Below are 23,264 nucleotides of genomic sequence, written 5' to 3' on the forward strand. Positions count from 1 at the left end.
AATTATTAAATTAATGAATTTCTTGTTAAAAAATAGCACCAACAAAGTGGTGCTATTTTTTAATTATTTGAACAGCTTTGCTGGGTAACTACTTTAATTCAATCCACGCTTTACGCTGCGATTTGTCCATGTAGGACCAAGCGATAAAACGGCTGACTTTTTGTCCTTGGCTCATTTCCACGATTCGGATCGCTTTTACACCCAACTTTTCAAGTTGTTTGCGCATCGGACGAACATTGTCTTTCTTTGAGATTAACGTGGTAAACCAGAGCACTTGTGCACTGAATGCTTGGCTTTCGTTCGCCATCTTACGGATGAAAGCAGCTTCACCACCTTCACACCATAGCTCAGCATTTTGCCCACCAAAGTTAAGCGCGGGTTTATTGGCTTTTACTTGAGGCGTTTTCGCTTGATTAGCTTGAACCTTCACACCCTTCTTACGCTGATTCGCTTTTAAATTATCCAGCTTACGCTGACTGCCCATTGCGGCTTCTTCAGCTGAACGGTGGAATGGCGGGTTACAAGTCGTAATATCGTAGCGATCGTTTGGCTGGATAATACCGCGGTAAATATTGGACTCACTGGTTTGTTGTACGAGTTCGATCTTACCGTTTAACGAGGCATTACGCTCTGTGATTGCTCGTGCTGATCCAATCGATTTTGGATCAACATCGCTACCGGTGTAATGCCATCCATACTGAGTCACACCTACAATCGGGTAAATACAGTTTGCTCCAACACCGACATCAAGCGCTCGCACTTTATGGTGGGCGTATTTGCCTTTTACTTCACCATCAAGCAACTCGGCTACACGATGAACGTAATCCGCGCGACCAGGAATTGGCGGGCACAAGTAAGTATCAGGAATATCCCAGTATTCAATATCATAATGCGCCGCCAGCAATGCTTTATTGAGCATCTTGACGGCTTTTGGATCAGAGAAGTTGATTGAGTCTTCCCCTTTCGGATTCTTTATCACAAATGATTTGAGCTGAGGCTCTGCTGTGATTAGCTTTTTGAAATCGTAGCGACCTCGATGTGCATTACGTTCATGCAATCCACTTTTGGCAGTTTTGATCACTTCCACATCGCTGCTTTTGTTCGCGGCGTTAGTTTTCAGACCAGTGCTTTTTGCCGCACTCGCAGCTTTTGCTGTTGGTTTATTTTTCACACGCTTTGGTTTGATCTTGGTGACTTCTCTGCTCGGCTTAGACTTCGCCGTTTTTGGCTGAGCTTGTTTCGCGTTGTGATTATTGGTCTTCATTCGAATTCGCTTTTAAATCGAGGTAAATCATAAACAGACGAGCATCAAATTCGAGTTGGTGATACTCAGGCTCCATATAACAGCACAGTTGGTAAAAGGCTTTGTCGTGGTTTTTCTCACGCATGTGTGCCAGCTCATGTACCACCAGCATGCGTAATAACGCTTCAGGTGCATCTTTAAACACGTTCGCAATGCGAATCTCATTTTTCGATTTCAGCTTGCCACCATGGTTACGACTTATCACGCTATGCAAACCAAGCGCATTGTTTACAGCGTGAATTTTCTTATCGTAGACCACTTTGCTAATTGGCGCGGCTTTCTTCATGTAGCGATTTTTGATCGCTATTGCGTATTCGTAGAGTGCCTTTTCGCTTTTGATTTGGTGTCTATCTGGGTAGCGTTTTTCGAACCAAGGCACCAGTTTACCGCTGTCGATGAGTGAACTGACTTGCTCGACAATGTTCTGCGGATAACCTTGAATGTATCGAAGTGACGGATGCATGCGTATTAAGTCTGCTATGACAAAAGAAAGGCGCTAAATATACCTGAGATAAGCAAGAGTTTCATCTTAGGTTATAACCAATCTTTGAGGAGAGTTTAAAAAGGAGTTATTTGCTGGATAGGAGCACCTCAAGCCCCTACCCAACCTAGAAGGTCGCTATTAGCTATCTACGCGGACATCCCCTGTACCGGATTTATATGTCACAGCGCCGTGTTGTAAATCTGCATAAGAGCAAGTGGCTTCATTACGATCAAAAGTCGTCTTCAATTCACCTTTTTTGGCATCAGCCCCTTTCGCTCTAATGCCATTAACCGCAGTGTTCCAGATATCCATACATTGCTCGACATCTGTCGCTGTTGGGTATTCAAACGACTGAGTGTTGCCATCTTCTGTGGTAAAGAATGATAGTTCTGTACCGTCAACAATCAAGGTATCGGGTTCACCCTCAATTTTATGTTTGCCTGCAATAATCCCAATACTAGCAAGCAACGCACCTGCGTAACCTTCCAGAGTTGCATCTCGCGCATCATCTTGAAGGTTTAAAAATCTCGGAGCTGCGGTAACCGCCAAAATACCGAGTAGTACAATAACCACAACCATCTCAATTAAAGTGAAGCCTTTATTTCTCATGTTTTTCTCCGTCGTTATATCGGCTTCCTGCCTGTCTAACTTTCCTTTTTATTGGTTTGTAAATGAATAGCGTTCTGTAATTATTTTAGTGTGCTCTATACTATTAAATTATACCAGCGTGCGTACCTTATTTTTTAAAATCAATTCGATGTTGTGGCTACTCTTACTTTGATAGATAGCAGGCATTTGTAATGCGGTGTAGTTCCACAAGCTTTCCTTTGTTGCGAAACCTCGCTAAACTTCGCCTCCCGACGATAATGGAGAGAAATTGAATGAAACGTGTCGTTCTTTACGTCAAAGACAAATGCCCGCACTGCAAAGATGCTCAACGTTATCTTGATTCGAAAAATATTAACTACCGCTTGTGCAATGCAAAAATGCAACGCGGACGCAAAGAGCTCGATGCACTGGGGGCTCGTTCTGTACCTGTACTGAAGATTGGCGATCGAGTCATGATTGGCTGGAATCCAAAGAACTTTGAAAAAATGTACAGCAACTAAGTGACATATTAATCAATTTGTTTGATCACTTAGTCACGTTATCTCTACCCCAAAAGAGCTTCTCCAAAGAGAGGCTCTTTTTCTATCTGCCCGCCCTATTTCTTTGTCTGTCGCTCTTATTCAAACCACTACTCTGCAAAATTTCCGAATGTCGCATAATGGCAATTTTTACTTCCTCACACATTGTATTTTAACGCTCAAACGAACTGGTCTCAGTTTAATTCGCGCCTAGCTTGCGTCGATGGAGAACTCTGACCATCTTTCTTCATCATTAGTGAGTGTTTATATGTCAGAGACAGCAGCAGAAAACCAAGTAAGCCAGACGCAGCAACCGGTTAATAAGGTCAAGCGCACAACCAATGCATTATTGGCACTCACTATGGTGTCCATTGGTACAGCGATAGTGGCAGATCGCATCATTCCGACAACCGATAATGTCCGTGTTGAAGGCAATGTCGTCTCATTGATCCCTCAAGTCTCTGGTCAAGTTGACAGCATCAGCATTAAACCAAATACCGAAGTCAAAAAAGGCGATGTGCTACTGCAAATCAATACCACCGATCACCAGATTGCGGTCAAGCAAGCAGAAGCAAAGCTCAAGATCGCAGGACAGAATGTTGGCTCGCAAATGGCAGGTGTGATGTCAGCACAAGCTCAATTGACCACCGCGCTCGTGGCACAAGAAAATGCTAAACGCCAAGGGCAACGAGTTTTAGCCATGGCAGAAAAAGGCGTGGTTTCAAAATCAGATGCAGATACAACTCGCGCAGCCATTGATAAAGCGAATGCCGATGTCGTTAACGCCAAAGCGAACCTAGAAAAAGCAAAAGCTCAGGTGGGAGCGGCAGGTGAAGAGAACGCTCAGATCCAATCGGCTTTACTAGAACTGCAACAAGCGCAACTGAACTTATCACGCACGACAATGCGAGCACCTTCTGATGGCGCTGTGACCAATTTTAATTTGTCGCAAGGTGCTTATGCCACGGCAGGTTCTCCCTTGATGACGTTTGTTGAAAGCGACGGCTTATGGCTTGAAGCCTTCTTCCGCGAAAACAGCATGGGCAATATTAACGCCGGAGATAAAGTTGAAATTGCACTCGATTATGCGCCCGGACAAACCTTCTCTGGCACAGTATCTTCAGTAGATTTAGGGGTTGCATGGGGCGCGAATAATCAGCCAGGCACCTTAGCCACCGTGAAAAATCAAAATGGTTGGCTGCGCGATACACAACGTATGCCCGTGACCATTAAGCTCGATGATAAACATGCGGCTGACTTCATGCGCATCGGTGGACAAGCAGATGTGGTGATCTACACAGAGAGCAACGCTCTATTTAACTTTCTGGGTAAGATTTGGATCAATCTAGTGAGCGTGTTCTCTTATGTTAGATAGTCTGACTCAAGCACAAGAACGTCGAATACTGCGCTATGTTGTCACCGTAGGTTTGGCTACTTTTATCGCGCTATGGTTTAACTGGCCTTTGGCATTTTGTACGCCTCTTTTGACGGCAAAATTCATCGTCGATAAACCCCAGTTTCATATCCTGCATGTCAAACAACTTGGCTATGCGTTGATCTCCACCGCGGTCATTGGCTTTTTGGTATCGAGCGGCTTGCCAGAGTACAAAATAGGTTTTCTGGCCGTACTGTCGTTGGGCATGTTGTGGAGCTATTACCTATTTACCGATCCAAAATGGGTAATGTTTGCCACTTTCTTGATGATTGCCCTGATCTTGATTCCATCGGTTACCATTATAGACAAGCAAGCCGCGTTAGACGTGGGCATCGGTTTTGCGTTTTCTGGTATCGTCGCCGTAGCGCTTTACGGGGTGTCGCATGTTTACTTCCCAGAAGAGGATGCGACTGAATTTGCTGGCTTCCCTCCCTCCCCTCTAACTCAAGAAGTTCGTTGGAATGCTGCGATTCGAGCTTGGATGATGTCGTTTCCCTTGGTTTGTTTTTATTTCTATTTCCAACTGTCACAAATATTACTCACCGTTGCGTTTGTCATGCTGCTTTCTCTGATGGCAACCAGCGACAAAGCGGGCAAAACATCATTGTTTTTTGTTATCAGTAATGTGTTAGGAGGACTACTCGCTTTCGCCGCTTTCGTTACCATTTCTCTGGTGCCAAATATGTACATCTACATGCTAGTGATGTTGGTGGTTATTACGTTACTTGGGACCAAGATTTACACCGAGCCCGCCAAAGCCCCAGTCTACGCCACTGCATTTACGGGCTTTATGGTGTTAATGGGTACCTCCATGAGCAGCGGTGCGCTAGACGATAAGTTTTACGTTCGGATATGGCAGTTAGTGTTGGTCGTTGCCTACATGGTATTTGTGACCTATTTCTTCGAATCTCGCGACAAGAAGACCGCGTAGTCGCATTAAGCTTGGGCACTTTATGCTGCTCAAGCTTTCATCACTATTGTCGCAAACTGGCAATGAATATTTCATCAAATTGGTAATCTCATACCTTCCATATTGTTATTCACTGAAGGATGGGAAATACGCCATGCTCGATTCACTCGCTCAAAAATTCATCCCGCCAAAGCCTTACCTTGTGCTAGGCAACCGCATGTTTTTGCTTTCTATCGTGCTGCTTATCATCAGCGCGTATTTTTATGATGTCGGAGAAGCTTTTGTTGCGGTGGAAGTAGGAATCATCCACTACCTGTACAATCTTAAATTCAGCACAACAAAGGACACGCTATTAGGCAGCCTTCATCCTTTGGTCATGACATTAGTTGCGGTACCACTTTCCATGGTGCCTATCACTTATGCGCCTTTTACTAGTGCGCTGTTTGCCTTCTTACTCGTCATAACAGAGCGCGATAAACACCACCAAGGAGTACCAAAGTACATTCTGCCGCTGACGTTTATGTTGTTATCGATGATGATGCCGGTAGATATCCCAGCCACAGAACTTATGCTTCAACGTTCAGTATCGGTTGTGCTTGGCATCACTGTGGCGATCATTGCTAGTACGTTGGTTTGGAGAAACACCAACGCCCAGAGCGGCTCGATGAGCACCACACATAAAATTAGTCGTGTTGATCTCAAGTACTCCAGCCGCAAGGCGCTAGGGATTGGCTTGGTGCTGTCGTTAGGTATATGGGGTGGCACAGGAGCCGTTTTAGGTGCTTACCTATTTATGATGATCCACAGCCCGTTCAGCAAAGATTTAGCACCGAAAGCTTGGCAACGTTTGAACGGAACCTTGCTTGGCGCATTAGTTTATTTGCCTGTGGGGTTGCTATTGGGCTCTTTCAACTCCGACATAGCAATGACAATAACCATGTGGGTTTTGGTCATCGCTTCGCTTTACGGCATCCTTGTGTATCTCGAACACAACTACACCATTGCCACGGCTTGTATCATGCTGCTTATTCTTACTGTCTCAGTAGGTCCTTTTAATCCGGAAATGGCAGAATTGATCTTTTCGCAGCGAGTATTGTTCACCGTAATCGGGGGCGCTGCCATGGTGGCTCTTGGGGTATTGATACCACTTAATGAGAAAGAGATAACTGCATAAAAAAGAAAAGCCTCCCAATTAAAGGGAGGCTTTCCATTGAACAGTTTAGTTTTAATTGGATGCAAATCAAACATACCGCTTCACAAAGTCAATAAAAGTACGGTCGGCAATGGATAGATAGCCTTGTTTTCGCCACGCGAGTGCAAGGTCGAGCTTAACGCTCGGTTCAAATGGAATACCCACCACACCCTGTTCATGTTGTGTCACCAGTTCTAGGAGAGCGGTAATAGCAAATTCTTGTTTAACGATACTCAGAATGAGCGGCAACAAGTTGGTTTCAAATGAGGACTTCATTGTAAAGCCATGCTCTTCGCTGACGTGGTCTAAGAATTCTCGGTGGAAGTAGCCATGTTGGAACATCACCAAATCATGCTCGAAAAACTGATCAAATGTGATGGCGTTGCGCTGAGCTAAATCATGTTCCGGAGCCACTACAGCAACCATTTGGCTAGTAAACAGGTGGTCAGTTTCTAAGTCTTCTGGTACATCGTCACAGCTGATCACGCCAATATCGAGCTGTCCATTAAGTAACATTCGGCGGATAGACTGAGTACCCGCCTCCACCAGCGTCAGCTTTAAATCTGGATACTGGCTCTTAAACGCCATGACAATTCGAGGGAAAAAATAGCTGCCCATCATTGAAGGCGTACCAAGGCGCACTTCACCTTTGGCTAAACCTTTGAGCTCATCAATCGCTAACTGCGCATCGTGTAACTGCTGAATTACTCGCTTAGCGTGAACCAACAGGGTTTCCCCTTCTTTGGTTAAGCTGATTTTCTTTTCTTCTCGGCGAAACAGCGTCACGCCAAGAGACTGTTCGAACTTCTTAATTGAAATACTTAACGCTGGCTGAGCAATGTGCAAAGCCTTAGCTGCATGAGTAATGTTGCCATGTTCCGCGACCGCCAAAAAGTGTTTGAGTTGTTTCGATTCCATTAGATCAAAAATATATACCAACCATATTTTTAATATATTTTTTCAATCCACAACTAACTGATAGATTGATCACAGTTTCTTTATATTTGCTCGCTCGCATTAGGCAGGACTCATGGTCAGTTTCGGCACTCCGGAATACAAACGCATTACGCTATCTCTGGCACTCGGCTCATTTTTGGTTTTCTCGAACCTATATCTCCTTCAGCCGATGCTGCCAAGCTTTGCGGCGCACTTTCAGATCTCGGAAACGCAGGTCAACTGGCTATTCGCCGCCACCACACTGGCTCTCTCATTTAGCTTGGTCCCGATGGCTGTGCTCTCTGAATCGATTGGGCGCAAACCTGTAATGATGTTTGGTCTGTTTTCGATCCCTGCTATCTCCGCATTAATGCTGCTTGGCGATTCGTTTTTGTTCTTAGTGGTTTGTCGCGCTTTGATCGGTGTTGCGCTTGCCGCGTTTGCAGCTGTTGCCGTTGCTTATATGGCGGAAGAGCTAGATAAACACGCATTTTCAATGGCGATCGGTACTTATATCGCAGCCAATTCATTGGGAGGAATCGCAGGACGTATCAGCGGAGGATTGTTGGCAGACAACTTCAGCATCGATGTCGCCATCGAAGTCATGATGCTATTCACCCTTATCGGTGTGGTCAGCGTGCATTACTTGCTGCCAAAACAGAAAAACTTCACCCCTTCTTCGAGCAGTTTAAGGCATCACAATCGAGCTATTATCGGACACTTCAAAAATCAACGTGTGTGGTTCGCTATGCTAATTGGCGGTTTGAACTTTGCCTTGTTCGTTAATCTTTATTCGGTAATGGGATTCCGCTTGGTTAGTGCACCACATAATGTGCCTGTCGGGTTAGCTTCTCTCATCTTTGTTTGCTATTTGGGTGGTACGTTTTCTTCCCGTTGTGCCGGACATTGGAGTAAACGCTTTTCACCGATACTTGGCATGTTTTTAGGCTCTATCGTCAGTATGGCTGGCATGTGGATCGCAGTAATTGAAAGCATACCTACAATGTTGGCAGGTTTGTTATTGATCAGCTTCGGTGCGTTCTTCACTCACACGCTCGCCTACGGTTGGGTTGGACAAAACGCAACACAAGCAAAAGCGACGGCGACCGCATTGTATCTCGTGCATTACTATATTGGCGGCAGTTTAGGTGGATTCCTATTGCTCTATTGTTGGCAAAACGGCGGTTGGTCGAGTGTACTCATCGGCGGTAGCACACTGTACATTGCCATGTTCGCTGCTATCGCATTCTTAAAACACATTACAGAGCGAATTGACGCTGGCGATAACGCAGATATAACTGCTTAGTAAGGCGTTAAGCCCTATTGATTTTATGTTGTGGTGTTGGTCTGCTATGCTTGCGCCACATTCATAAAAGCAAGAAAGTCGTATGCCAACGCGCTCAACACAAGAATCACCCAACACCGATATCAATGCGATCACAGAGCAAGTCGATCAGTGGCTCAATGATGTCGTGATCGGGTTAAATCTCTGCCCGTTCGCCGCTAAGCCACAGCGCAATAAACAAATCAAAATCTTCGTTAGTGAAGCCTCGCAAGAAGAAGCTCTACTTGAAGACATTTTGCTGCAACTGATCGAACTCAGTAATACCGAGCCGGAAAAACTGGAGACAACCTTGGTTGTGGTTCCAAACATGCTGCAAGATTTCTGGGATTACAACTTCTTCATTGATTGGGTTGAAGGCTTGATCAAACAGCAAGATTGGGAAGGCATTTTCCAAGTTGCCACCTTCCATCCTGATTACTGCTTTGGTGGAGCAGAACCAGAAGATGATGAAAACCTGACGAATCGCTCTCCATACCCAGTGTTTCATTTGATCCGCGAAGAGAGTATGGAAAAGGTACTCAAACACTACCCTGATCCCGAGTCCATTCCAGATACCAATATCGCACGTGTTTCAGCGCTTTCAGAGGAAGAACGTAAGAAGCTCTTCCCTTACCTATTTCGCTAAGACTCACTCCCCAAGAGACAGATTTCTAACCAGTTAGAATGGGATCGCTTGGGGATTAAAGTTCGGTTTGATATGATTGCGACTTCAATCGATTCAATGGACATTAGAATGCAACTGTCAAAGCTAACCCAAGAGATTTTTGATCACCTATACCGTGACATCACCGAGTTCCGTAGCACTTTCGACCTACCAGTGGCGGATGTTGCAAGCCTAGACGCTCAAGCAGATACGCTACACACTTCTCTTGCGATCGAAGAGCTTACTGAATTAGCGGAAGCGGATTGCAAAACAGAGCAAGCAGACGCAATCATTGACAGCGTTTACGTTCTAATGGGTCGTCTAGTACACCTTGGTGACAGCAAAGTTGAAGATAACCTAGCGATCAGCTATCTGATCGATCTACTGCTTAACGTAGCGGTGAACCGTGGTATCGACTTTATCCCTTGCTGGGACGAAGTACACTCAAGCAACATGAGCAAAGTGTGCCGTAACGAGCAAGAATACGCAGAAACAGAAGCGTTCTACGCTGAACAAGGCATCAAGCTGATGGCGGTTCAAAAAGGCGAATACATCATTGCGAAATGCGCAGAAGATTTTGTATCTGAAGGCAAAACGGTACGTAAAGGTAAGGTTCTAAAATCGGTTTACTACCGCCCTGCAGACCTTAAGCCACTTACACAGTAAGTCGCCGATTAGGCACTACAGATAAAATTCAGCGCCCACAATACTCGATATTGTGGGCGCTTTTTATTCTGAGCGTTCTTGATAAACAATCAACTTTGTAAAGCCCTAGCATTGATGTGTTGACTTAACCGCTGATAAAGTGCGATGGCATCTATTTTGGACGCTATGTTGCCTATTGCACATTGGTAAGCAAGATCAATATCTTGATGTTGATTTGGGTAGTATTTTCTCGCTACTTCGACACATTCAGGCAAGTTGATGTACCAACTGCCGTCCTTCTCAGCGACAAAATAGTAGGCAGCTCTTATCAACTTCTTACCAATCACTTTTGCTACCGCTTTGTCACTCATTTGCGCAAAACGACCACTCATTTGCTCCAAAAAAACCGCGAGGTCACTATTGAGAGCTTCAGCGATTTCAAAGCTGGGTTTATGTGACACAAGCTCTTTTGATAAATCATTTCCCCAAATGCAGCAGCAACAGTGTTTGAGCCAAAATTGCCAATGGTATTTTTCTTTTGGGTCTAGAACACGATGACGCTCACCTGGGTCAATATCAAGTTTGCTTATTTGCGGATAAGCTTTGGGGATGCTTGAAGACAGTTTGTTGAATATGCCCAGTTCATTTTGACTCACCGGTGCGGTCAGTATTACGGAAACATCGAGATCTGAGTGCCCCAGCATTGCTGTGCCTCTGGGAACGCTGCCGTACAAGTAGATACCATCTATTTGTTTTGGAAGTTGCGTTATCAACTCACCAACAACGACCTCAACAACTGGTTGGAACTCTATTTGAATATTTCCTGGTGAACAGTCATTGCGGATAAAGCCCTGGGCATCGAGACCATTATCTCGCTTGTGCATGTCGAATCTCCATCATAAAAGGAATGCTAAATTCAAATACCAAGCTTTTCGACCAATTTGGCAAACGACGTTTCGATACTGTCTGCTGCCGTATCAATCTTGACGACTTCCGTCTTCCAAGCCTCGTAGTGACGAGCTTTTATACCCAAGTAACCTCGAGATGCTAGGTTCAGCGAGAATGACTTGGTTTGTAGACGCGGCGGCGATTTAAAGATCTAGTCATTCTAAATCAAGAATCGTCAACAAAGTATACAAGCCAAGACAGCTCGCCCTTTGGGAGCGTGTCATTGACCCGATTGCTGCGTCAAACAACTTGGAAAGAGCTAACTATTACACTGCGTTGTTTTCCTTGATCTCGAATCAATGACAACGCTCTGAATCCTGCATCTTGAAGTCACTTGGGTATACTTGTTGCCAATTCGGTAGCTGCAGGTTCTCAACTTCATTCTTACGAGAATCAACACGTTGTTTATGCTCATTCTCATCCGAGCAACTTATCTCTATGTTAACAAAGTGAGCAGACATGCTTGTTGCCACTTGCTGCCATTCATGCCGTGTAAGCTCTATGGGGTTACAAGAGTCAGCGATACAACTCAACCCAAGTTCAAGGTTATCTCGGATGATCCGGTAACTTAGCCGATAACCCTCACCTTCAACCTTGAAATGACACAAATCACGTAGACCTTGCTCTATAGTATCGACGCGTACATACATCGCGCCAACTCTTGCGGCTAATAGCTTTGCTAACGTCGACTTACCAGACGCAGGAAGACCAGAAAAAATGTACAAGGTAGGAATCGTCAAATGAACTCCTTCTCTATTAAATGCCATAAGCTTGAAATACATGATTCAAAAGAATGATGCTAAAGAACATCAAAGCGACATGCCAAACATTCGTCACCATCAATGTACTCTGCGAACCAATAATGGCCATCTTCCAATTCTCGATAATTGACCAAAGTATATGATTTGGAAAACCGATATTGCAATACAATGAGCTTATTGCATTTTGGTGGCCAACTCGTTGTTTCAACAATTAAATTGTTGTTTTTCAGCTCAGATTTAAGGATCTCAGTTAGAAGGAGACTTTGGAACATACTATCGGTCCTCAAAAGAAGTGCTAGCTCTCCAACAAGAGAAGAAACTTACAGCTAAATTTACCCGCAAAATGCCCTACGATCAGGTTCTGAATCACATTTGCCCTCTTTGGCATAAAACACTTCCCATTTACTGCCTGAGTGGGCTAAACAGTATCTCTCATCCGCTATACCGTTTAGCGTGATAGAAGCCGTGTTGAGGTTAAGTACGTTGACGCGTTTTAAAAAATGAATCTATCCGCGTTTAAGTAACACTACTCAACATTTGGTTCGGGTAAAACCGGTGGCGTACTATCCATGTAGGTTAAGAAGTTTTGCCAAATTTCGTGAGTTCTTTGTTGAGTTAATTGAGTTTCGCAGGAAATAGCCATCACGCCACGAATTGTCCCTTCACGCCACTGCGTATATACCGAATCACAATGCGACGTCACGTACGCTTGCCAATCTTTTTGTGCAACTTGAATCGCTTTAATCAGCTCAGGATCATAAGAATTATGTTCGAAACTCGTTTCCAAATACTTATTTAGTTGCTTTTGAGCAGCCTCTAACTCAATGGCTGCACACTGATTAATCTCTAGGGTACTGACCGCGTTATTACAATCTATCGCTTCTTCTTGAGCAAATGCCATAGATGACAAACTCGTTAGAGCCACAATCACGTATTTTTTCATTCCTTTCTCCAAGTCAACGCAAGTAAATTTTCTTTTTGTTCTATGCCATTTCAAAGCTCGCATAAACCTCTTTTAGGTTTCGTTATTGTGCTTGCCTGTTTATCCTGATCCAGCTTTTCTTCCGTTTTAACCAAAACTCTAAAATAAGAAAAGGTCTCTTATCTTAATCACGCTCCGAAACGCGGCTCAGTTTTTTCAAAAAAGCAGGGTCGCTTTCTAAAGTAAAACACTTCACAAGTAGAGGCGACGTCTCTTTCTTATACTGAATCTGGGGCTCATAGTTACGAACTAATTCATTAACTTCAACGAATTTATCTGCGGGAATATGGCTCATCTGTACAATACCTGCCGAGATGCTTCTTATATCTTTTAAATCATAATTTTTGTATGAAAAATACTGATATAAACAATTTGCTTGTGCAAATTGAAGCAACGGTTGTTCGACTTTGGGTGAGAGCCCTCTCTCCGCTTGCACTGAAAATGCCAACCCTAAACTTAGTAAAGCAATGAGTCTTATCACTCTTCCTCCTTGTATATTCGTAAAGGCGCAACAAGAGCTGTGTCCTACATGATTTAGTGAATATCCCGTATTTCAATGTGACTTAATCTATTGATAAGTTGGGATGCCATCAAAGTTAACTTTCCTTCGTTAGCTTCAGAAATCGACCTGAGCGACTGCATTACATCGACTCTTAACGTTTCAAGTCCCGCTTTGTCGTTAGTGTCATAGGCGGTAAATGCCATTCCTTCCAACTCATCAAGCCAATTGTCGAATGATAGAGGCTGTTTCGAAAGTAACAATAAGGTGGTGTAAGGGTCCGCAATTAATGCCTTCAGAATTAATGGGGACACCTCCCCAGAAAGCGCTCCATCACGACGTTTCCAGATTTCAATTAAAGTGAAGATGGTTGGTACTAATGTAGATGGGTTACTATCTTTAAGCGTGGTTTCGATCGTTTGATGGTTATCTATCATCCAGTTAAGTAAAAGATGTATCTCTGAGCTTTTAGCTGGTGATACCGTCGGATAAAGAAGAAAAGCAAAGAGTAATAACCTACTTTTAATCACTGTGGCTAAGCTGACATTAATATGCACCCCCTTACATTATTACCATCTAGTTTTTCGTATAACTTGTTTTCTAAGAGCTGCACTTTTATGTCTTGCTTAACATCTTCAGTGCAAACCTACCTCGCTCGGAGACAGAGTTTGATTTATCTGCTGAAAATCCCTGTGCGTATCTCTTTGCCTTACTACCAAGAGACTCTAACTCTCGAATAAGGAACTCAGCTGCAACTCTGCGAACAATAGGAGAAGCGTCGCGTGCTGAGCGGTTTAATAACTCGGCAGATGAAAGGGAGACACTAATCTGCCGTTCGTAGACGATGGGCTTGAACTGCCCTTCACAGTAACGAATATCTGTCCAAACCCACTCTCGCCCATGAATCCATGTAAGCCGTTTTTCGAAAAGAGCACGAAAAGCCTTGGCTCTTATACAAGGTTGAATAGCACTCTTCGCGATGTTAGTTAGATGCGTATCTAAAATGTTGGTCCGACTTAACTGAGAAAATAACGAGGGCATGGGACCGCAAGAAGAGTTCATCAATTTGGCGACAATAGCGTTTGCTACCTGGGGTCTGCTTATTATATTCAGCAATACTTGCTTTTCCGTCTCATCGATTCGTCCCCAAGAGTTCCAATGAACAAGGACTACGCTTGTCGCATTTGCAACGTCTTGAGGATCACTGTGCTTTGCTATCTTCGCTAATTGCTCTTTGGCGGCTTGGCGAACTTGAGGTGCCCAATCATTAAGTCTGCGTAGCGCCATACAAAGAAAAAATGCATTAGGCGCACCACCACACAACGTTCTGAGCGTCTTCTCTCGTTTGCGTCCATCAGCACTAATTAAATCCAACCAAGTGCACATTTGTGAAGCGTGTTTCGTGTCTGATACCACTTTTGAAAACTGTGAGCGAATAAGCCTCTCCCAATAATCAAAGTTTGCTAGTGGTAAATTATCAGTCACACAAACCAGCTCTGTCATGTCTGCGATTACCTTCCCCCGAGCATTCAATGACATAGCGAAGTTGTTGACCGCAGCCATGACCTCAAATTTCTTGCCTGGGAGCCAGTGTTCGAAGCGACCTGCCAGCTCCCCAACTGGTTCACCATCAAATTTAAAAGGTATTTGGTTTCGTTTTCGTAGGTCTTCAGTCTTTTCCGTTAAACGGGCTGATTCTAAATTGGGTTCGTCCATTGAGTTATAGTTCACATGACCATTAAATGAATATGGTTTGAAAGTACCTTTGTTTTGATGTCTCTCATCTTTATGTTTCACTATCAACTTTATAGGCAATTGAGATCAGCCTTCAAATAAGAAATGGCTTAGAAGCGTATAAAAATGGAATCGCTCGAAATATCACTGCAACTGCTAAAATAATCACTTGCACGAAAAGAGTGTTAGAGAAAACGGCTAATTGCAGCTTAGTATTGGCATTGAACATCACAGTCTTACAACCAGATTGACACTTTTTAGCGTGCTCTGTTTGATGTCAATACGGCGGTTTTTAGCTGCGAATTCAAGTTAATCAAAAATCAAATAGGGTCTATCTTCCAATACGACTTTACGAACTTGAGTTTGGAAAACTTCTGCCAAGCCCTCTTCCGTGAGTACTTCATCTGCATGACCTAAAGAATGCAATACGCCGTTATTGAGCAGCAAGACTTTATCAGCGTGTTTAAGCGTTCGGTTTAGGTCGTGGTTTGCGACCAACACCCCAATCCCCTGCGCAGCGACGGCATTAATGAGCTGATATAGCAGTCCTTCTTGGGCAATATCCAGCGGCGCTGCGGGTTCATCCAAAATCAATAGCTGAGAGTAAGGGTTAATTGTGCGCCACACTTGCAAACACACTCCGGCTAAACGGACACGCTGCCATTCACCGCCGGATAATGTCTGAATACTTCGATGAAGCTTGTCTTGCAGTTGTACTAGCTCAATAACAATATTAACGGCATCTCGTACTTTCGCGTCGCTGATATTAGCACCAGTTGGCAATGAAAGTGCTAAGTATTGAAAGACATCAACATTGAATGCAGGTCTTGATTGCTGACACAAATACCCACGGATATGCGCTTGTTCTGAAAGTGGCATTGTGAGCAGGTCGTTATTATCGACAAGTACTTCCCCACTTACGCCTTCACGCTGAGTTAAGGTGCCAGATATCGCACCAAGTAATGTACTCTTTCCTGAGCCGTTTGGACCAACGACATGGACAACCTCACCCGGCTTACATTCAAAGGAGAGCGGTAGCAGTCGACTTCCCACTGCGATGTGCTTAACGTGCATCATGACTTTTCACCAGCATCCAAATGAAGATAGGTGCGCCGATAGAAGTGGTCATCACTCCCAGCGGCAGCTCAGCGGAATCGAGCAACAAACGCGCGCCGATATCAGCAAACACCAATAAGGCTGCGCCAGATATTGCCGACAGAGGCAACAAGTAACGGTTTTCTGTACCAAACGCTAATCGAAGCAGATGCGGCACGACTAAGCCCACAAAGCTAATGATCCCCCCCAATGCAACGGAACCACCAACGAGAATGGAAATTGCCAAAATGAGTTTCCAGCGCATCTGATGAACATCAATACCTAGTTGAGTGGCATGGATTTCCCCAAGCATCAACTTATCAAGCGGTTTGCCCTTGCAACAGAGCCAAATCAATACAGGTAGCATGACCAAAGTAACGGTGTGCTGATACCAACTTGCCCCACCAATACTGCCCATTAGCCAGTACATTAACTGACGTAGGCTTAAGTCATCGCTAAAGTAGAATGCCCACGTCACAATGGCGCTCGACAAAATACCCAGTGCAACGCCGACGAGCAGCAGCCTTGCAGTAGTGAGATGCATTGCCCTTGCGATACCAACCAATATGACGGTAAACAGCATCGAACCGGCAATGGCAGCCAACATAAAGATCATCGGAGAAGGTAAAACCGGCAAGGCAAACATGACGAGCACCATTGCCAAGCTCGCGCCACCGGAGATCCCGAGAACGCCGGGTTCGGCTAATACATTCCCGAGTAGAACTTGTAAGGTAGCACCAGAGACCGCCAATGCTGCACCGATAATGGCGGCAGAAACCAAACGTGGAAGGCGTAAATCCAACAAGAGTTTTTGTTCAAATGCTGAGAGAGGCTGAAAAGGAGAAAGGAATACCTCTCCGACCATCAAGTGGATAGCAGAGAGCAGCACGAGAATCACTGACATAATCAAAAGATTGCGTTGCCAGCGTCGTTCCTTGTTCAGGATAAGTTGTTGAAAATCCATAGTAGCCGATAAATACAAACGAGGCTTAACCTTACAGTTAAGCCTCGGTAAATTGCAAATGTGTTCTTACGCTTTATTCGCCGAAATTAAAGCGATATGGCATTAATCGTAGACTAACTCACCATCTTCGTAGCGCGTTTTCACTTCACACACCATTAATGCTGCGCGTTGACCAATCGCGACGTGGCGATTTGGGAAAACAACGGCTTCGTTATCGTTCTTCGCCATCAATGGTTTGTCACCATCGTGGCCAAACACTTCGCCGTGAACGAATGAGGTAAAGTTCTCGACGTTGTCATCAAACATGAAATCGAAATCTTCGTGCAAGCGTACAATCGTACGACTCACACGGTACTTGATACATGGCTTAGACAAGTGCTCCGCTTTCGCCTCTGCGATTAGGTTACGCAGTGACAAATCGAACGCAGTCAGTTTGTCTAAGTCGTTTTCACCAATGCGAGCCACACGACCCAGTTCCATCGTCAAAGCTTGAGCGCCGTAGTTCTCTGCACTGAACCAACTGAATGTGCTGGTTGGTGAGTTAGACAGTAGCACGGCTTCAATATGTGCACTGTCGAGAAAATCAATCAAAGCTTTGCTACGAACAGGATGACGCGTTTTCGGACTCACCGCAAAGGTGTAGTGCTTTGAATCACGGATCGCACAGTGCAAATCTAAGTGCCAGCGTGTTTCCGCTGCCGTATCTTGATAGAAATCTCTCACTAACAATTTGAGAGTATCAGCAATCGCAAGCTCTTTGGTTGGCTCGTGCTCTTTCTCATCAAACAGTCGATTAAGGTTTTCTTCTAAAAATCGCGTGTGCGCCAGAGTCGATTCTGGGTGAGCGATAATGAATAAGCATCGAGCTTCGACTTTCTGGAAGCCGGATTCGATGTCTTTGATAATTGAATCCACCAGCTCCATCGGTGCGGTTTCATCCCCGTGGACACCACAAGAGATGATGACGTTCTTGGTTTCCTGAGTGTATTCATCAGGAATCACTTCTAGCACACCACGCTGATAGAGTTTAAGTTTTACACCATTAGACAGCACCTGCTCCGCTGGCGCGACATCAATATGAACATCTAACGTGTCAGTTAAAAACGATTGGCGAAAGAGAGACTTCGTCATGCGTTACTCCTTAATAGCACGGCGGGTATGTTAATAAATTGTACAAAGGATTTTTGTTGTTGCGATCCCACTTATGAGTAGAAGCCGCCAAATTTATTTAAAATCCCATACCTTTTCGCGCCATGCACTCAAATCAAGCATTGAGGCGTTTATTTTTTAAACAATTACAAAGTGTTAGGGCTGTGAACTTTACCACAGCCCTAAAGAAGATCATTATGATTTGATCAACTTTTAGCGTTTATTCACCACGTTGTGCGAGTAAACGTTCAAATTCGTCTACTTTGTCACGAACTAGCTCCACACTCTGCTGCCAGAATTCGGGTTGCGTCAGATCCATTGAAAGATGCTTGTCTACAACCTCTTCAGCCATCATGTTGCCAGTGTCACGTAATAGATCTACGTAATCGTCGTAGAAACGCTCCCCTTTAGCTTCACGTTGAGCGTAGATACCTTTACTGAACAAGAAGCCGAACAGATATGGGTAGTTGTAGAAGCTCACCCCAGAAATGGAGAAGTGAAGTTTGCTCGCCCAGAAATAAGGGTCAGCCTCGCTCATCACATCGCCATACCAATCTTTCCACGTTTCTGACATCAGTTCACAGAAATCATCTGCTGTCAGTTCGCCCTCTTGGCGACGCTCGTAGAAAGCTTTTTCGAATTCGTAACGAACTGGAATATTGATCATCAGCGCTAACGCCGAAGAGAGCTCTTCCCACAGCATTTCGAGCTTGTCATCCACACTTTCTGCTTTTGAAATCAGATGATCACGAACGATGTTTTCAGCGAAAATCGAGGCAGTTTCTGCCAACGTCATTGGGTAGTACGTCTGGCAAAGCGGCAAATCACGAATCACCCAGTTGTGGAAGGCATGACCAAGCTCGTGAGCAAGCGTCATTAGGTCTGAGCGGCTACCACTCCAAGTCATAAACACAAGCGGCGTACGCGTCGCCGGCAGCTTAGTACAGTATGCACCAAGGCGTTTATTGGCATTAGGCGCAGCATCAATCCAGCCGTTTTGTACCATCATGCGGACAAACTCGGACATGTCTGGATTCACGGTTTCGAACGCTTCACAAATGACGTCGATAGCTTCATCAAATGGATAAACTTTCGCTTCGCCACTCAAAGCAGGCATCGCAGCAAGATGATTCCATGGTTTCATCTCATCCAGACCGTGGACCTTCGCCATTAGCAAACCGGCTTTTTGACCAATCTCACGGCTGTCTTTAGCGACTTTCATCATGGCATCCAACGTTTCCGCTTTAATTCGGCTGCCATGTAAGCTTGGATCAAGGAAATGGACATCACGTTTGGTAGAACGCTTTTTATTCTCTGTTAAACGCCAACCTGAAAGCGCGTTAAGGATAGAAGCGAAAGATTCTTGATGTGTCGCCATCGCCTTTTGAACGCCACGCCACGCAGCTTCTTGGCGATCAAATTCAGAACCATAAAGAATGCTTGCTGCTTGCGAGAAGCCAAGCTCTTCACTTTCACCATCAGCGTAGTCAAGCTTCACTTTCAAAGAACCCGTGAGGTTGTTGTATAACTTACCCCACGCAGATTTTCCATCCACGCTCATTGCCGCTAATAGCTTTTCTTCTTCGGTGCTTAAACGTGTGTCAGCCAGTTTGCGAGAGTTCACGATTGAAAACGCCTGACCACTGATGTCTGGATTTTCATGATCCAAAACGCGAGTAATGAACTCTTCATCAGCGTGAGTCAATTTAAGCTCAAACGCACTGTAAGCTTGAGAAAGCTCAGAGAAAATACGCGTCATACGACCCAGCAGTGCTTTCGCCTCTGCATTTGTCGCATCCACCGACGCGTAACAGTTAGCGAAGTTCGCAATAGTGCCAGCCAAACGGCTTGCCGCCTCGCTGGTTAAGATTGCGTTTTGCATCACTTCAACAGAGTTACAATCGGCAGACTGTTTATTGAGAAGGTCAATGCATTGCTCTACAAGGGCAATGTCATCTTGAATTCGTGGGTCAGCGAGATCGTTATAAACGATGGATAAATCCCAGCTAGGAGCGGTCATTTATGGTTCCTTTTGATGTAATCGAGCCAGCCCTTTTATCTCTTAAACTCGGTAGAGATCCAAGCGTTGGCTACTTCCGTGACTAATTTTCAAATAGTGGTACGCCTATCGAACGAGCTGAGGCGTAAATCTGATCATCGATGGTAATTGTTATATGTGTTACTGACGCATTTCCTATCGCTAATGTCGAATACCATCGCGGATTGCGCCAATCTACACCCAATACATGGGCAAGAATCATTCTAATTACGCCACCATGCGTGACAATTAGCAAGTTGTCATTGATATCATTAATGATTTGAGACCAAGCACAAGTTACACGATGAGAGAAATCATCTAAGCTCTCAGCATTCGGTAAGGTGTGTTGTGCCGGTGCTTTCCAAAACGCATCGAGCTTATTCCAGTGCTCAGAAAGCATGTCAAATGGGATGCCATCGAAATCACCAAAATCCAACTCTTGAAGTTGTGGCTCCACACTTAAAGGCAAAAGTTGCTGCTCAGCGAGTATCTCAGCAAGGTCGTGACAACGTGACAAGGGAGAGCTGATGATCCCTTCTACTTCTCGCCCCGTCTGTTGCCAGGCTTGCGCAATTTTGCGTTGCTCAGCTTCATCAACTTTTAAATCGGCTTGTCCGTGTAAACCTGGGGCTGCGTTCACTTTTCCGTGTCGCAGTAAATAGATATTCAACGTTTTCATCTTTTCCCTTCCTGTGGTTTGAGCTCAAGCGGCAAGCCCGCGGCGACAAACGTGACTTGTTCACATACGGTCGCCAGTTTTTGATTCATCCGTCCCGCATTATCAACAAAATAACGACTGACGGCGCCGAGCGGCACAATGCCCATACCGACTTCGTTAGAGACAAAAATCAGCGTCGCGTCAGATTGCGCCGCCGCATTCACCAACAACTCAATTTGCTCCTCTAACCGCTCATTACAGCAGTCATCACCGAGTTCAAAGATCCAGTTGTTGAGCCAAAGCGTGAGACAGTCAACTAACACAATATCTTGAGACGAAAACCCACAAATGAGCTCAGGCAAGTTAAGCGGACATTCATGTTCAATCCACCCAGCCCCTCGCTGCTGTTTATGGTGAGCAATGCGTTGCCTCATCTCGTCATCAAAAGGCAATGCCGTCGCCACATAGTGAAGCGTTCCGTTTTTATTTTGTGCCCATTGTTGCGCCCTGCTCTCTGCTAAGCTCGACTTTCCTGAGCGAGCACCACCTAGAATAAGTTGCTTCATAATGAATGGCTAAATGCGATAAGAATGAGATAAACAAGCAACTCTGAAAGCTGCTGCGCGGCACCAAGGCAATCGCCAGTAAATCCGCCGATACGTTTGGTCAGCCAGCGTTTAAAGCCGACACGAAACAGTGCCAATACCAATACAATAACAACAGCCTGAGTCACACCCAGTAACAACGTTACAACCCCACCAGTTAAGAGCAGTATCGCGACTTCCAAGCTCGATTGCTTATTCGCTAACGGTTTACTTTTCGAGGTATCCGCGTCACTAACGTAAGGCATGTCATATATGAGAGTGGCAGCCAACGCTCGGCTCACGGTAAACGCCACAACGATCATCAGCCAAAATTGAGGTTCATTGGCTAACTCGCTCCAAAATACAAACTTCGCCAGCAGCGCCATCATTAGCGTTGCCGCGCCGTACGTCCCGATGCGGCTGTCTTTCATGATGGTTAAGCGGCGCTCTAACGTCATGCCACCGCCAATGCCGTCCGCCATATCCGTTAATCCGTCCTCATGAAAAGCGCCGGTAAGCAGCAGGCTAAATGCCATGGTCAACACGATGGCAACTGAGTTTGGGAACAACAAACTTGCCAGTGAAAATACAGCTGCGCACAATAGCCCAAGCACCACACCGACCAAAGCAAAGTATCGCCCTGCTTGGTTCATGCGCGTTTCACTATAAGGTAAATCTGCGGGCACAGGTATACGGCTAAAAAAGCTTATTGCGAGCAAGAAAAGCTCACTCTGATAGCGCAAAGAACGAGTCTCTGAAGTGTGGGTATTCTCAGATGCAGACACTAAACCGTCACTCCCGCACTCTCAAAGCTCGCCATGTTGTTGTAAAGCTGAGCCGCCGCTTTTACCAGTGGCAAAGCAAGCGCCGCTCCGGTTCCTTCACCTAAACGCAAACCAAGATCCAAGAGAGGCTCCGCTTGTAGGCATTCCAACACAAACTTATGCCCATTCTCTTCTGAGTTATGAGCAAACAGCATGTAATCTCGCGTCTCTTCATCCAATAAAGTCGCGACATAAGCGGCTACAGAGACGATAAATCCGTCGACTAAAATAGGCGTTTTGTGGCGTTTCGCTTCTAAGAATGCACCAACCATTTGCACGATTTCAAACCCACCGACTTGAGCCAACGCGCCTTTGGTATCAAGCTCACGGCAGCGATTCACACCTTGTGCGACTAGCTTGATTTTACGGTTGAGTTGCTCTTGAGTAATGCCAGTACCATAGCCAACACAATGGTCGACTTCCAATGGACTCAACGCTGTTAACAATGCCGATGCCGAACTGGTATTGCCAATCCCCATTTCACCAAACATCAACAAGTTCGAGCCATTAAGAATCGCCTGCTGCGCGACCTTTGCACCATATTCCAAACCTAGCGCGACTTGTTCTAGGGACATCGCCGTTTGTTTAGCAAAGTTTGCCGTACCATTTCCGAGACGTTTCTCAATCAAGTTGGGATGATTTTTAAAGTCAGGAACTAAGGTATCGATCGGTGACAACATGCCACAGTCAACAACCTTAAAGTCAATTTGGTTGAGATCGCAGAAACAATTAATAGCGGCGCCACCGGCGAGAAAATTCGCCACCATTTGTTGAGTCACAGCGCTGGGCGCAATACTCACCCCTTCTTCGGCGATGCCGTGATCACCAGCGAATACCAACATGGTTGGTTTGCGAATTTCTATTTTTTCAACCGCTTGAGGTTTATCTTGGCTTTGAATTAACGCCAGTTCTAGCGCCACTTTTTCGAGCAAACCAAGAGCGCCTAATGGTTTGGTTTTGTTATCAATGCGAGCTTGAATTTCTGAGGCAAAAGAGCGATCCATGATG

General features: G+C 45.1%; 25 protein-coding genes. 7 read left to right on the top strand and 18 right to left on the bottom strand.

The genetic code is table 11. From position 1 onward, the window contains the following. Nucleotides 1–88 precede the first annotated feature (88 nt). The 3 genes from rlmF to NL647_RS17855 all read right to left on the bottom strand — a co-directional run bounded on the left by rlmF (nt 89) and on the right by NL647_RS17855 (nt 2,396). Nucleotides 89–1,264 (bottom strand): 23S rRNA (adenine(1618)-N(6))-methyltransferase RlmF, encoded by a 1,176-nt coding sequence (rlmF, locus tag NL647_RS17845; RefSeq protein WP_253650484.1) that lies wholly within the window; start codon nt 1,262–1,264, stop codon nt 89–91. Next, nucleotides 1,251–1,766, bottom strand: a complete 516-nt coding sequence (locus NL647_RS17850) for a M48 family metallopeptidase (protein ID WP_253650485.1) — start codon at nt 1,764–1,766, stop codon at nt 1,251–1,253. Before NL647_RS17850 ends, rlmF begins: the two co-directional genes overlap by 14 nt. Nucleotides 1,767–1,925: 159 nt before the next feature. Continuing rightward, nucleotides 1,926–2,396 (bottom strand): type II secretion system protein, encoded by a 471-nt coding sequence (locus NL647_RS17855; RefSeq protein ID WP_005445513.1) that lies wholly within the window; start codon nt 2,394–2,396, stop codon nt 1,926–1,928. Nucleotides 2,397–2,668: 272 nt separating this feature from the next. Here NL647_RS17855 and NL647_RS17860 point away from each other — a divergent pair, with 272 nt between their 5' ends. The 4 genes from NL647_RS17860 (at nt 2,669) to NL647_RS17875 (ending at nt 6,433) form a co-directional block, all read left to right on the top strand. Next, entirely contained in the window at nt 2,669–2,896 is a 228-nt protein-coding gene (locus NL647_RS17860) for a glutaredoxin family protein (RefSeq protein WP_005439862.1), read from the top strand. Nucleotides 2,897–3,182: 286 nt separating this feature from the next. Beyond that, nucleotides 3,183–4,289 (top strand): HlyD family secretion protein, encoded by a 1,107-nt coding sequence (locus NL647_RS17865; protein ID WP_005445514.1) that lies wholly within the window; start codon nt 3,183–3,185, stop codon nt 4,287–4,289. Further along, nucleotides 4,279–5,280 carry a DUF2955 domain-containing protein gene (locus NL647_RS17870; protein ID WP_005445515.1) on the top strand — a complete coding sequence of 334 codons (1,002 nt, stop codon included), beginning with the start codon at nt 4,279–4,281 and terminating at the stop codon, nt 5,278–5,280. The genes NL647_RS17865 and NL647_RS17870 overlap by 11 nt, the downstream gene beginning before the upstream one ends. Nucleotides 5,281–5,413: 133 nt before the next feature. Then, a complete protein-coding gene (locus tag NL647_RS17875) occupies nt 5,414–6,433 on the top strand; it encodes an FUSC family protein (protein WP_253650486.1) in 1,020 nt (339 codons plus the stop codon). 66 nt (nt 6,434–6,499) lie between these two features. Here NL647_RS17875 and NL647_RS17880 read toward each other — a convergent pair whose 3' ends face one another. After that, nucleotides 6,500–7,369: a LysR family transcriptional regulator gene (locus NL647_RS17880; protein ID WP_009697387.1), complete on the bottom strand. Its 870-nt coding sequence runs from the start codon at nt 7,367–7,369 to the stop codon at nt 6,500–6,502. Nucleotides 7,370–7,481: 112 nt separating this feature from the next. On the opposite strand from NL647_RS17880, the gene NL647_RS17885 reads away from it, so the two are divergent. From NL647_RS17885 to NL647_RS17895, 3 genes are all read left to right on the top strand, one after another. Further along, nucleotides 7,482–8,693 carry an MFS transporter gene (locus NL647_RS17885; RefSeq protein WP_253650487.1) on the top strand — a complete coding sequence of 404 codons (1,212 nt, stop codon included), beginning with the start codon at nt 7,482–7,484 and terminating at the stop codon, nt 8,691–8,693. Nucleotides 8,694–8,775: 82 nt separating this feature from the next. Further along, nucleotides 8,776–9,357, top strand: a complete 582-nt coding sequence (locus tag NL647_RS17890) for a DUF1415 domain-containing protein (RefSeq protein WP_009697385.1) — start codon at nt 8,776–8,778, stop codon at nt 9,355–9,357. A 108-nt stretch (nt 9,358–9,465) separates the two neighbouring features. Then, nucleotides 9,466–10,041, top strand: a complete 576-nt coding sequence (locus NL647_RS17895; protein ID WP_005445519.1) for a nucleoside triphosphate pyrophosphohydrolase family protein — start codon at nt 9,466–9,468, stop codon at nt 10,039–10,041. An 89-nt stretch (nt 10,042–10,130) separates the two neighbouring features. Here the strand turns inward: NL647_RS17895 and NL647_RS17900 are convergent, their stop codons facing one another. The 14 genes from NL647_RS17900 to cobT all read right to left on the bottom strand — a co-directional run bounded on the left by NL647_RS17900 (nt 10,131) and on the right by cobT (nt 23,260). Further along, nucleotides 10,131–10,904 carry a nucleotidyltransferase domain-containing protein gene (locus NL647_RS17900; protein WP_253650488.1) on the bottom strand — a complete coding sequence of 258 codons (774 nt, stop codon included), beginning with the start codon at nt 10,902–10,904 and terminating at the stop codon, nt 10,131–10,133. Between the two features lie 360 nt (nt 10,905–11,264). Beyond that, nucleotides 11,265–11,708: an AAA family ATPase gene (locus tag NL647_RS17905; RefSeq protein WP_017818016.1), complete on the bottom strand. Its 444-nt coding sequence runs from the start codon at nt 11,706–11,708 to the stop codon at nt 11,265–11,267. A gap of 547 nt (nt 11,709–12,255) precedes the next feature. Next, entirely contained in the window at nt 12,256–12,672 is a 417-nt protein-coding gene (locus NL647_RS17910) for a lysozyme inhibitor LprI family protein (RefSeq protein ID WP_009697380.1), read from the bottom strand. 163 nt (nt 12,673–12,835) lie between these two features. After that, on the bottom strand, nt 12,836–13,192 hold the full coding sequence (locus NL647_RS17915) for a hypothetical protein (RefSeq protein WP_017190311.1): 357 nt from the start codon (nt 13,190–13,192) through the stop codon (nt 12,836–12,838). Nucleotides 13,193–13,245: 53 nt separating this feature from the next. Then, on the bottom strand, nt 13,246–13,767 hold the full coding sequence (locus NL647_RS17920) for a hypothetical protein (protein ID WP_061065109.1): 522 nt from the start codon (nt 13,765–13,767) through the stop codon (nt 13,246–13,248). Nucleotides 13,768–13,825: 58 nt separating this feature from the next. After that, entirely contained in the window at nt 13,826–15,007 is a 1,182-nt protein-coding gene (locus NL647_RS17925; protein ID WP_253650489.1) for a hypothetical protein, read from the bottom strand. A gap of 246 nt (nt 15,008–15,253) precedes the next feature. Beyond that, entirely contained in the window at nt 15,254–16,021 is a 768-nt protein-coding gene (gene btuD / locus NL647_RS17930; RefSeq protein ID WP_080654225.1) for a vitamin B12 ABC transporter ATP-binding protein BtuD, read from the bottom strand. Beyond that, a complete protein-coding gene (gene btuC / locus NL647_RS17935) occupies nt 16,008–17,003 on the bottom strand; it encodes a vitamin B12 ABC transporter permease BtuC (protein ID WP_253650490.1) in 996 nt (331 codons plus the stop codon). The genes btuD and btuC overlap by 14 nt, the downstream gene beginning before the upstream one ends. Before the next feature lie 102 nt (nt 17,004–17,105). Next, nucleotides 17,106–18,134, bottom strand: a complete 1,029-nt coding sequence (locus NL647_RS17940; RefSeq protein ID WP_005439838.1) for a succinylglutamate desuccinylase — start codon at nt 18,132–18,134, stop codon at nt 17,106–17,108. Between the two features lie 238 nt (nt 18,135–18,372). Further along, nucleotides 18,373–20,172 (bottom strand): M3 family oligoendopeptidase, encoded by a 1,800-nt coding sequence (locus tag NL647_RS17945; protein ID WP_253650491.1) that lies wholly within the window; start codon nt 20,170–20,172, stop codon nt 18,373–18,375. An 82-nt stretch (nt 20,173–20,254) separates the two neighbouring features. Beyond that, a complete protein-coding gene (gene cobC, locus NL647_RS17950) occupies nt 20,255–20,869 on the bottom strand; it encodes an alpha-ribazole phosphatase (protein WP_191117502.1) in 615 nt (204 codons plus the stop codon). Next, a complete protein-coding gene (gene cobU / locus NL647_RS17955) occupies nt 20,866–21,414 on the bottom strand; it encodes a bifunctional adenosylcobinamide kinase/adenosylcobinamide-phosphate guanylyltransferase (protein WP_253650492.1) in 549 nt (182 codons plus the stop codon). Before cobU ends, cobC begins: the two co-directional genes overlap by 4 nt. Continuing rightward, complete coding sequence (locus NL647_RS17960) at nt 21,411–22,217, bottom strand: adenosylcobinamide-GDP ribazoletransferase (RefSeq protein WP_253650493.1); 807 nt, start codon at nt 22,215–22,217, stop codon at nt 21,411–21,413. Before NL647_RS17960 ends, cobU begins: the two co-directional genes overlap by 4 nt. Continuing rightward, nucleotides 22,217–23,260, bottom strand: a complete 1,044-nt coding sequence (gene cobT / locus NL647_RS17965) for a nicotinate-nucleotide--dimethylbenzimidazole phosphoribosyltransferase (protein ID WP_253650494.1) — start codon at nt 23,258–23,260, stop codon at nt 22,217–22,219. Before cobT ends, NL647_RS17960 begins: the two co-directional genes overlap by 1 nt. Nucleotides 23,261–23,264 lie beyond the last annotated feature (4 nt).

It is taken from the genome of Vibrio sp. Y29_XK_CS5 (assembly GCF_024181835.1).
Lineage (GTDB): Bacteria > Pseudomonadota > Gammaproteobacteria > Enterobacterales > Vibrionaceae > Vibrio > Vibrio harveyi.

What these genes read in the sequence shown, in the direction of transcription:
- rlmF (WP_253650484.1), bottom strand. Translation starts at nt 1,264, where the DNA reads ATGAAGACCAATAATCACAACGCGAAACAAGCTCAGCCAAAAACGGCG.
- NL647_RS17850 (WP_253650485.1), bottom strand. Translation starts at nt 1,766, where the DNA reads ATGCATCCGTCACTTCGATACATTCAAGGTTATCCGCAGAACATTGTC.
- NL647_RS17855 (WP_005445513.1), bottom strand. Translation starts at nt 2,396, where the DNA reads ATGAGAAATAAAGGCTTCACTTTAATTGAGATGGTTGTGGTTATTGTA.
- NL647_RS17860 (WP_005439862.1), top strand. Translation starts at nt 2,669, where the DNA reads ATGAAACGTGTCGTTCTTTACGTCAAAGACAAATGCCCGCACTGCAAA.
- NL647_RS17865 (WP_005445514.1), top strand. Translation starts at nt 3,183, where the DNA reads ATGTCAGAGACAGCAGCAGAAAACCAAGTAAGCCAGACGCAGCAACCG.
- NL647_RS17870 (WP_005445515.1), top strand. Translation starts at nt 4,279, where the DNA reads ATGTTAGATAGTCTGACTCAAGCACAAGAACGTCGAATACTGCGCTAT.
- NL647_RS17875 (WP_253650486.1), top strand. Translation starts at nt 5,414, where the DNA reads ATGCTCGATTCACTCGCTCAAAAATTCATCCCGCCAAAGCCTTACCTT.
- NL647_RS17880 (WP_009697387.1), bottom strand. Translation starts at nt 7,369, where the DNA reads ATGGAATCGAAACAACTCAAACACTTTTTGGCGGTCGCGGAACATGGC.
- NL647_RS17885 (WP_253650487.1), top strand. Translation starts at nt 7,482, where the DNA reads ATGGTCAGTTTCGGCACTCCGGAATACAAACGCATTACGCTATCTCTG.
- NL647_RS17890 (WP_009697385.1), top strand. Translation starts at nt 8,776, where the DNA reads ATGCCAACGCGCTCAACACAAGAATCACCCAACACCGATATCAATGCG.
- NL647_RS17895 (WP_005445519.1), top strand. Translation starts at nt 9,466, where the DNA reads ATGCAACTGTCAAAGCTAACCCAAGAGATTTTTGATCACCTATACCGT.
- NL647_RS17900 (WP_253650488.1), bottom strand. Translation starts at nt 10,904, where the DNA reads ATGCACAAGCGAGATAATGGTCTCGATGCCCAGGGCTTTATCCGCAAT.
- NL647_RS17910 (WP_009697380.1), bottom strand. Translation starts at nt 12,672, where the DNA reads ATGAAAAAATACGTGATTGTGGCTCTAACGAGTTTGTCATCTATGGCA.
- btuD (WP_080654225.1), bottom strand. Translation starts at nt 16,021, where the DNA reads ATGATGCACGTTAAGCACATCGCAGTGGGAAGTCGACTGCTACCGCTC.
- btuC (WP_253650490.1), bottom strand. Translation starts at nt 17,003, where the DNA reads ATGGATTTTCAACAACTTATCCTGAACAAGGAACGACGCTGGCAACGC.
- NL647_RS17940 (WP_005439838.1), bottom strand. Translation starts at nt 18,134, where the DNA reads ATGACGAAGTCTCTCTTTCGCCAATCGTTTTTAACTGACACGTTAGAT.
- NL647_RS17945 (WP_253650491.1), bottom strand. Translation starts at nt 20,172, where the DNA reads ATGACCGCTCCTAGCTGGGATTTATCCATCGTTTATAACGATCTCGCT.
- cobC (WP_191117502.1), bottom strand. Translation starts at nt 20,869, where the DNA reads ATGAAAACGTTGAATATCTATTTACTGCGACACGGAAAAGTGAACGCA.
- cobU (WP_253650492.1), bottom strand. Translation starts at nt 21,414, where the DNA reads ATGAAGCAACTTATTCTAGGTGGTGCTCGCTCAGGAAAGTCGAGCTTA.
- cobT (WP_253650494.1), bottom strand. Translation starts at nt 23,260, where the DNA reads ATGGATCGCTCTTTTGCCTCAGAAATTCAAGCTCGCATTGATAACAAA.